Genomic DNA, 9577 nt, shown 5'->3' with positions numbered 1-9577 from the left:
GTTGAACCAATCGGGCTTTTACGGGCAGTTGATCCCCCACCTAACTTCTTTGCTTCCGCTGAATTTTGAGGTGGGGGTCTTACTGCCCGTTAATGCGGGATAAACGAAAATTATGTAGCTATGCACTCTATACTGAATTAGAAATCGAATTTATCAGCATTTTGATCTACTCGATAATTCTGATTCAAATCATTGTAATGTTAAAAAATCAAATCAACAGCAGAGTAAAGCTAAAACCAACCAGTAAATACCATTATGATCTATATTAACTAGAAAGAAAATTACGCACTTTAAAGTTCCATAGGAACAAAAAAGTGCCCTATATACTATAATTTCTAACTTTTTATATTTACTAAGGTAGTATCCTTTTCTATCATAAAAAAGAGTGTAAAATTATACATTCTTACATACAGTTATAGGATTATTTTTTATCCTAATTAACTAAAAACCATATAACATAAAGTGAAACTTTAATCAGCCCGACCCCCACCTAACTTCTTTGCTTCCGCTGAATTTTGAGGCGGGGTCTTACTGCCTGGCAAATAGCGGGATAACATTCTAAAAAACCTTGCAGAAAAATTCTACAAGGTTTTTGTCTACATATACAAATCAATCATTATATTAAAATAAAAGGGTTTATAATTCATCACAATAATATTAAATATAAGCTGCTTTAAAGGCTTGTTGGACAGCTTGTACTTCTAATGAGTCTTTACCATATAAATTCGTTGCTACACGAATACAAGCTTCTTTTAATTCTTTAAAATCAGAAGTCATATTTAATTCATCTGTATTTGCATAATAAAAAATATCAAACATTTTATCTTCTCCAATGCCATGTACGTTTACTCCATTATGATTTCCACCACTAGCAATTAAATAAGCTACTTTATTAATAATGCTAGAGTTCGTATGTACACCACCATAATCATGGTCAGCATCAATAGGTAAATTGTTATAATGTCTATAATCTTCTGGATATCTAGAAGAGATAGATGATGGGTTTTTCATATCTCTAAATATACGACCTGATTGTTCCCCCATTGTCCAATTGAACTTTCCGTTATTTGCATACTTTTCAACTGCTACTCCTAAAATATCAGATAGAGCCTCATTAATGGCACCAGCTTCTCCTGCGTACTCAAGTCCAGACTCATTTCTTGTAACCGCGTGTGTAAACTCATGTCCTGCCACATCAAATGCTCTAACAATTGGATCTCCGTATACTAGCATAGCCCCATTGCTAAATGCATTAAACCACTGCTTAGGATTCCCTATATTCTTACCATTTGTATTCCAGCCATGAACGACAGAAATTACTTTTTGCCCATTATTATCAAAGCTGTTTCGGCTGTATTTTTCTTGATAAAAATCATATACTTTCGTTGCTAAATAATGTGCACTAACTGCTTTAGGATCTGTAAAATTTGTAGAATTACTTGTTACTAAATCATCCAAATAACCCCATACATTTCTTCTATAATTATTATAATCTTTATAATTCGCAGTATACGTTTCAATTCCCTTACCACGAGAATAATCTGCAAGAGTGTACGTTCCATCACTTCGTTGTGAAATTCCAAATGTACGATTCATACCTAAGTCATCTTTTCCTGTGCCTGTTAATTTAGAAGGATCTTGTGATTTATTTGATGTTGCGGATTGAACAATACTGCTGTCTACTTGTATACCCAATTTTTGAACGAGTTCTTTTAATAGATCCCCAACAAAAGCATCAATTAATACCGTACCAGATACATATTCAGGTGTAGATGCACTAAAAGTAATTTGATATGCGTTTGTAGCTTTATTTGTATTTTCATCTACATATACCACTTGTTTAATTTCTGGTTCTTCAACAAATGTGAGATTATCCCCATAGATTTTAAAAAGCTGCTTCTTTGCATCCTCTTCTGATAGAGTAATAGGTTGTTTCAAATCTTCTTGTTGTTGTAGATCTTGGGCACTATCCCCCGAAACACTCGTAAGGACACCATCATCATTAATATGTGCTGTTAGTTGATATCCGTATACATCACGTCCTTCATATGTTTGTTGAAGACGCACCAATGTAGTACCATCATAAGATTTACGACTTTGCGTAACATTATAATTAACTTTTGATTCCGTGTTAATTTGCTTTGATGATAATGCTTGTTCTGTTTTCCCTTTCAGCGCATCCTTCGCTACATTTTCTGCTGATTTTTGAGAAGGTGCTGTTAAATTACCTGTTCGGAACGTATCCTCCTTTGTTTCCACTTTTAAATCTTCTGTTGCCGCATGTACTCCTCCATAAGGCATAATCGCCGATAACACCACTCCTGTAGTTAAACCTACCTTTACGAAATTCTTCATATTTTTACCCCTTTGTAATCGTATTATTAAATTAAATAAATGTATTTTACAATTTTAAGCTTAGATAAAAATTTTAACTATAGCCAATCGATTTTACATACCTCTATATACATAGGTTAATAGATTGGTTTGCTACTTTTTAGATTCAATTCATTTCTCAAAAATTACTCATTATATAAGCTATCTTTATATTTATTTATATACGTTATTTTTTGTGGTTCTGATAACATATTTATTGCCATCCACACATTCTTTTTCATTTCTAATTTTTGCATTGGTATCTCTTTTAAAAACGGATTGCCTATAATCGCTTCCATTTCTTCATCAATTCTTTGTATAAGATTTTTTTCTGGATTATTTTGCAAATAAGTATTTTTCAATCCCCATTTTGTCATTATAAATTCATTTGTTTTATTCATAGGATTAATAATAGTAGCTTTACTAGTTAATCGTTTTTTTACTTCATCATGATAGATTTTAATTTTATATCCTTCTTTTAGTGGAATGGTATCTTTTACAATCGTTACATTTGTCCCTTCCATTTCCTTCGTATAAATTTTTTCACCTTTCTCATTAAACAACTCTATTGATGCATATTTTTCACCTGCATAATAGCTATGAGGCGTTTTAGTAGTAACCGTAAAAACAGCTCGCTTTTGCTCTAAGTCTGTATTTAATTCGGCAAACTGATCATCTCCTAATCCTAGGAATTGAATCGTTTCATTTACCAAATTGCTCACTTTCATTTCGTTAACATCAATCGTTAGACTATTATCCTTTTCCTTTACATAGGCATAATACGTACTGAAATGGTACATACTATCCGTTTTCCCACCTGAAATCTCAACCGTATAGATTCCATTTGGTACGTCTTGTAAATTGATATCTGCTGTTTCAATTGTTTTTTCTTGAATAACTGTATTCCCTTCTTTTAATTTAATCTTTCCTCCTTTCAATGTATCTATTTCATTTGTATTTAAATGGATATGCAAATTCCCTTTTAACCTAAGTGAAGCAATTTGCTGATTCGTAACTATTTCAAAGTTAGAGTTTATCGGAATATCGGGATCAACTAGAGCTCTCGCCTTAGCTAATTGTGATTCAGGCACTATATACGCTAAAGAAGTAACTGCCGGATAACCTTTCGCCCTATTCATCTCTATTTGTTTATGATTAAGCTTAAAGCCCCATCTTTCAAAAACGGGTGTAAAATCAACTTGTACATTCTCGCTATAATACTGATTCATTAAATCTGGTAAAGAATGTTCACCTTTTTTAAAAGCAGCATTACTAGCTAGTTTTCGATAACCTTGATACATTTTTGCAAAAGCTTCATTGCCAGCTTTTTGTTTCGCCATCGTTAAAAGAATAAGTTTTTGTCGTAAATCTAAGTCATCATAATTTTTATTTTCTTTCATTAAAGCATTGTATAAATTCCGTTCTACCTGTTCCTTCTTCCCAAAATTAAATAACCAACCAACTTGATCTGCTTTTTTGCCGTATTTACTATATTGATATTGAACACCAAATAGATTATTAGAAACTTCTCCTGTAAATATTCCTTGATTATCAAAACCAGCTTGGTATCCATGAGCGATTTCATGTAAAGTTCCCCAACTTAGTTTATCTAACCACATCTTTGTACTATCTGTACTATTGGCTGTCCAATTTGCGCCATAATAGGCACCGCCAGCACCGGATATATCTGCTTTTAAGAAATAACGATTTTGACTTTTTTTATTTTCAACCGTTGAGCCATCTAAACCAATAATTGAATCATACATCGCAAAAATATCCTCATAATATGCAATTAACTCATCCAACGATTGAAAATCTTTTAAAGATCTTACTAACTCTTTATCTTTTTTAGGTACAAATAATTGAAAACTCTCCCCTTGAATTAACGCATACTCCCCATCAAATTGATCCCATGTACTAAAAAATTGAGATACACTTCCTTGTTGTTTATAAATGGGAAGAGGCTTAGTAGCACTTTCATTTCCTATTTGGTACTCAAGTGTAGCGTGCTCTTCACCATACGGAGTATCTATGAAAGGAACTAAAGGCGTATCACCTTGAATCGTAATCCATTCATTTCCTACTTGTATGGATTTTTCATTTTTTGAGTCATTAGACAATAAACGTACTGTTAATTTGTCTTTAAAATTAGGATTCGTTTGTCTTACCTTTAATGGTGTATTTCTCTGCAAAATAAATCCTAAATCTTGTCGATCATGATATTTCCCCTTACTTATTCCTGCTTGAAATATCCACATAGGCTCTTCTAAACTAGTAATTTCTTTGACATTTGTTCGTTCGTCAGCATGTAAGTGTATATTTCCTATGAGGAAAAACATTGTATACACGATGCCTATAACAAGTAACCTTTTCATTTGTACATCTCCTTTTCTATTTTTTTTATATACAAAATACAATAAAACAAATTTCTCCTTCCTCACTTATAATTATGGCCAGTAAGTTATTTATCAGTGTAATTATTATAGTTACATTAATTCATGATTATCAATCATTATATGTATGTAATTTTGCATATACAAATATTTAATGGTAAATTCCGAAATATCGTATAATGATCCAATATTATTTCATACATTATTCAATAAAAAAACACACGAAGCCCCTTAAGTCTTCATGTGTTTTTATCTACATGTTATTACACTTGTGATTGAATTAATTACTAAAATCTTTTTAATCGTGAAAAATCAATTATTTTTAGGCTGATAGCCGTACTTAATCTTTTACGATTTACTCATCCTTTTTGTTCTGTAATATTAAATTTCGAAACCAGTTCCGTTAATTCTTCCACCTTTTCTTTCATTTTGTTGGATTGAATTGATATTTGTTCAATTGATACGGCCTGTGATTGAATTGACTTTACTGTTTGAAGAGTCTCCTTCTTTACTTCTGTTGCAGTTTCAGAAACTAGCGAAAGAGAAGCATTTACTTCTTCTGTACCAGCAGACATCTCTTCTGTCACTGCGGATACTTCTTGAATTTGACCTGTAATTTTATCAATATCTCTCATAATAGACAAGAAAGTTTGCTTCGCTTTGTGAGCAGCTTCTTTTCCTTCTACTGCCTTTTGTTGTCCTTTTTGCATAACATTAACTGTATCTTTGGTATCTTGTTGAATGGATTTTATTAAATGATTAACTTCCTTTGCAGATTCTTTAGATTGCTCAACCAAGTCTCGAACTTCTGCGGCAACCACTGCGAATCCTTTCCCATTCTCTCCAGCACGTGCCGCTTCAATAGCAGCATTTAAGGCAAGAAGTTTCTTTAGCCTCAAACTGCTTTAAAAGATAATCATTTTCCTTACGAATTCCATCCATTTCTCTTATTAATTCGTTCATTCTTTTTTCATCTTTTGATAACATTATTTCCATAAAGTTCATATTAACGTGATAAAAATTAGATTCTACAATCCCAATCCACTCAACTGATAGTAAATTATCCTCATACATATTAGAGGAAGTACTTTTCCCTCTTTCTAATCCCCAAAACCCTATTAGGGATAATACTATACATGCAATACTTAATATAGTTATTAATATGTTTAGTTTTGTACCAACCTTACTGTTTCTTAGTAATTCCAATCATTTTTTATTCTAATATAAAGTTTAAATAATGTATTTTATAATAAGAATCCAAAAATTCATAATTATGAACACACCCCATTAATTCTTGAACTTCTCATCCAAAATATCCACAAATATTGTGGCACCAGGGGAACCAATCATTGATATATAAATTACGCTTCCATACAAGACCAGCCTAAAAATATTTTTCTTATTGCTCATTTTTCTATTTCCTCTCTATCAGAAGTACTCCTAGCACATCACACTTTAAAGAAACGGTGGTATTCCCTCATGCCCATCAAGCTAAGGTAATATACGTTTAATTTCAGGTTAGATTTTTTATTCTTCTGAATATTTAGCGCGATTTTTCAAATAGTTTATATTAAATTTTTGAAAAAAATCTAATTTAGTTGATTTTTATTTAATCTTGGCTTGATAGTGATGGGGCGGTACCATTAGTACTGCCCTAATACGTTACAAATTTTTTATAAAAGGTTGTAACGTCCTACGTTTTTGACCATTCTGTACAACGATAACTTTGGTTTATTGATTTCACTTGTAATCTGGTAACCTAATCTCTGATACAATTTAATGGCAAGTTGGTTCTCTTTCTTTACTGTTAGAGAGCATTTGGCAAAGCCTTGCAGGGAAGCCTGTTCCTCAGCAAACTCAAATAGTCTGGTACCTATCCCCAATCCTCGACTTTCGGGAAATAAGGCGATTGTTCCGATGTGAAACTCGTCATCTTCTCCCTCCTTCAAGGTAATCATGGAATAAAGCATTTTGATATTCCGAATGTTATAAACAAGAAAACCCAACTTTCGGAATGAAAGCAGCTGTTTAAAAGTGGACCAGGAAAGACGATTTAAAACGGGGATGGGATAGCAAGTAATCATCCCTAAAGTTTTCCCGTCCATTTGAGCTTCATAAGCGTATTGATGACTAAAACGGTTGTTCCCCTGCCGCCATAGCTTACAAAATGTCCCTTCGACTGTGTTCTTCTCCTCAGATCCTGCAAGTGGAAACGCCATGTATTCCAATGCCATTATATTTAGCTGGGCGCCGACCATGGATTGTTGAACAGCCTTTACTATAGAGATTTGATTCATTTCCCAGTACTCCTTTTCGCTTTATATATTATTGATGTTAATTATCATGGATTTGTATTAGTTCACTCCCTTCTCAAATCATCCTTAGCTTTGAAACCATAATAAAATGTATTTAAAACAAGCTCTGCAGCAGATTTTTTAGCTACATTTCCTTCATGTACTTGTTCCCAAGTATGGAAAATCAGGGCATAAAGCGTATTCAAAATCCATTCGCTGCTAACCGTTTGCTGAAAGTAACCACGTTGTTGTAACAGCTCAATAACGCGTCGTATAGGTTCCCTCAGCTTCTCTTCGGCTTCACCTAATTCTTTGTTGTTAAATACAGATGCATCATGACCTAGAAAATAGATTTTGTCACCTAAAGGGATTAACTCTTCAATGAGTTCTGGAATATAGTTTTCGCTTCTTTCCTCATCCAGTGGGATCTGGTTTACGGTATCACTTACAAGTTGTATAGCCCGATGGCCCAAGAACAGCATCAATTTCTCTCTGCTTTCGACGTAACGATGGAGTGTAGCAATGCCAATTCCCGCATATTCCGCAATTTCATTCATCGAAGCAGTAGGATTTTCAACAAGTAATATAGTAGCCGAATCAAGAATTGCGTTAAATCTCGCTTCCTTTAACGTTGATAAGTCTTTCTTCATCGTCAATCTCTCCCTTTTTCTATATAAAGTCGTCATTTTTTGATAGATAAATATATCATTTGATAACATGATAAACAATCTCAAACAAAGTGTCCAGCTGCTAAATTTAGCTTTTCCAAAAGAATTATATTACTGAAACTGATAGTACTTTGAATGTTTTATTTTTATTATGTAGATGAAGATGAAGAAATTAATTTTTTGATGTAATACATACAAAAACCAAAGGAAATGGTACGATTCGCTTTCTTAGTAGAGAAAACAATTACATTAGCTGGGTTTTTTAAGCTATTTTTCACGATGTTCCCTTGTGATATTTTTATTTTTTTCACTAATATGGTTATCCTTCTTGCTAATTTTTCCAGCATTTTTTCATGAAGAATTAATAATTACAGTAATTTTTCTACTTTTATTGAATCCATTTGTACTTCATTTAATTACTGAATATTTTATAATGAAGGTACTTTCTGCATAAAGTTATCGGTTTACTTTAAAATTCACTTCTGGGTATTTGGTCATGAGCCCTTTAAGGGTTGAGCCATCATCCTTCTGTTTTACATACTGGTCAAAAAATGCCAAGCTGAATTCGTTGATAACGCGATGAACTTCCTTTGGATTTTCACCTGGGCTCTGCAACAGAGGGGAGAACAAATGTAAATCAGTGAAGCTTGTATGATCTGTATGAGGAATGACCATTGACATACCACCGCCAGCTAACCCACGTCCATATCGCTCCCTCACTTTATCGGGATCTGCTTCATCAGGCTCTACTGCACTCATGAGCAGAAATGGTTTTCCAATCCCACTTTCAGGTAAAATTTCCCCATACAAAGCGCCATCCATATTGATAGCTGCTTTAACACGAGAATCTTTTGCAAGTATTTGTGCTGCGGTAGCTCCACCATAAGAGTGCCCAAACATTCCAATTCGTGAGGTATCAAGCCTTCCTGTAAAGAAGCCGGCCTCATCGTTTTGGTTAAGTTTCTCTATCTGATTAAGCACAAAGGTGACATCTTCCTCCCATAATTTTATGTGGCTATCCCCTTCGTCATCAGTTAAATTGAAGGGCTGTACGTAAGCAGTTCGACCATCTGGAAAGACGGTAGCTGCAGTATCAAAAGTATGATCGATACTTAGAACAATATATCCTTGACTAGCCAACTCCTCAACTTCAAACGTGTTTTGATTACGAAAACCATTAAAACCATGAGAGAAAAGTAATATGGGATATTGATTCTCTGAGTCTGAGAGTTGTAAATCCATAAACGAATGAGATTTTACCAATTCCAAGTGGCTGAATGCAAATGCAGGAATAGACAATGTTTTTTCCAATCCCTTGGAGAGCTCATTTATGTTACGAATATAAGGTTCTTGATCCCCCTTGCTTTTTTCAGCTGCAGGATACCAAATTTGCACCATCAGTTCGCGTCGATCAGTTGGATTTTTCGAATATGGTTCATTTCTTTGATGATCAATCCAATGATATAGCTTCGTACCGACCCTATGTGGACCAGTTGGTTCTTCAAATGAAAATACTGGCATAAGTAAGGGTAGCGCAACTGCTACAGACAAATAGATGCACAACAACAAAGTCTTAACTATAAATATCCCCCGGCTTCTAAAGCCCTTTTTCCGTCCAGCTAATAAATAGCATAAAATTAAGATAACTGGGGATACATATGTCGGAATCATCTGCCATCTAAAACCTTCTGACAATAGCTGAACTGTAACCATTACAATAGCAACCAAAGTAGCTAATTTAGACCATTTTTTCGTTTCCCCGGCTACAAACAGTATCCAACTCAATAGACTAAAATTCACAACTATCAAAACGACTTCCCAGAAATTCATTGGCCTATCTCCTTTAAAT

General features: G+C 33.8%; 6 protein-coding genes and 1 pseudogene. All 7 read right to left on the bottom strand.

Features of this window, described 5'->3' with window-relative positions; all coding sequences use genetic code 11:
- Positions 1-657: 657 nt before the first annotated feature.
- The gene (locus JDS92_RS17135; RefSeq protein WP_097959639.1) at positions 658-2355 is read right to left on the bottom strand and encodes a M4 family metallopeptidase; all 1698 of its coding nucleotides are present in this window, start codon (positions 2353-2355) and stop codon (positions 658-660) included.
- Positions 2356-2519: 164 nt separating this feature from the next.
- A complete protein-coding gene (locus JDS92_RS17130) occupies positions 2520-4748 on the bottom strand; it encodes a putative mucin/carbohydrate-binding domain-containing protein (RefSeq protein ID WP_098912589.1) in 2229 nt (742 codons plus the stop codon).
- 377 nt (positions 4749-5125) lie between these two features.
- Positions 5126-5650: pseudogene (locus JDS92_RS31535) on the bottom strand (methyl-accepting chemotaxis protein); the annotation flags it as partial.
- Positions 5625-5972, bottom strand: a complete 348-nt coding sequence (locus tag JDS92_RS31530; protein ID WP_374191312.1) for an MCP four helix bundle domain-containing protein — start codon at positions 5970-5972, stop codon at positions 5625-5627. The pseudogene JDS92_RS31535 and the gene JDS92_RS31530, both read right to left, overlap by 26 nt.
- 467 nt (positions 5973-6439) lie before the next feature.
- Entirely contained in the window at positions 6440-7063 is a 624-nt protein-coding gene (locus JDS92_RS17120) for a GNAT family N-acetyltransferase (protein ID WP_199632196.1), read from the bottom strand.
- Between the two features lie 62 nt (positions 7064-7125).
- Entirely contained in the window at positions 7126-7710 is a 585-nt protein-coding gene (locus JDS92_RS17115; RefSeq protein WP_097959637.1) for a TetR/AcrR family transcriptional regulator, read from the bottom strand.
- Positions 7711-8184: 474 nt separating this feature from the next.
- Complete coding sequence (locus JDS92_RS17110) at positions 8185-9558, bottom strand: alpha/beta hydrolase family protein (protein ID WP_098912549.1); 1374 nt, start codon at positions 9556-9558, stop codon at positions 8185-8187.
- Between the last annotated feature and the right edge of the window lie 19 nt (positions 9559-9577).

The organism is Bacillus cereus group sp. N12 (assembly GCF_016483575.1).
Taxonomy (GTDB): domain Bacteria; phylum Bacillota; class Bacilli; order Bacillales; family Bacillaceae_G; genus Bacillus_A; species Bacillus_A toyonensis.
The sequence above is the reverse complement of the archived record's forward strand: the minus strand, read 5'-3'. Positions and strand labels throughout refer to the sequence as shown.

What these genes read in the sequence shown, in the direction of transcription:
- JDS92_RS17115 (WP_097959637.1), bottom strand. Translation starts at nt 7,710, where the DNA reads ATGAAGAAAGACTTATCAACGTTAAAGGAAGCGAGATTTAACGCAATT.
- JDS92_RS17135 (WP_097959639.1), bottom strand. Translation starts at nt 2,355, where the DNA reads ATGAAGAATTTCGTAAAGGTAGGTTTAACTACAGGAGTGGTGTTATCG.
- JDS92_RS17130 (WP_098912589.1), bottom strand. Translation starts at nt 4,748, where the DNA reads ATGAAAAGGTTACTTGTTATAGGCATCGTGTATACAATGTTTTTCCTC.
- JDS92_RS17110 (WP_098912549.1), bottom strand. Translation starts at nt 9,558, where the DNA reads ATGAATTTCTGGGAAGTCGTTTTGATAGTTGTGAATTTTAGTCTATTG.
- JDS92_RS17120 (WP_199632196.1), bottom strand. Translation starts at nt 7,063, where the DNA reads ATGAATCAAATCTCTATAGTAAAGGCTGTTCAACAATCCATGGTCGGC.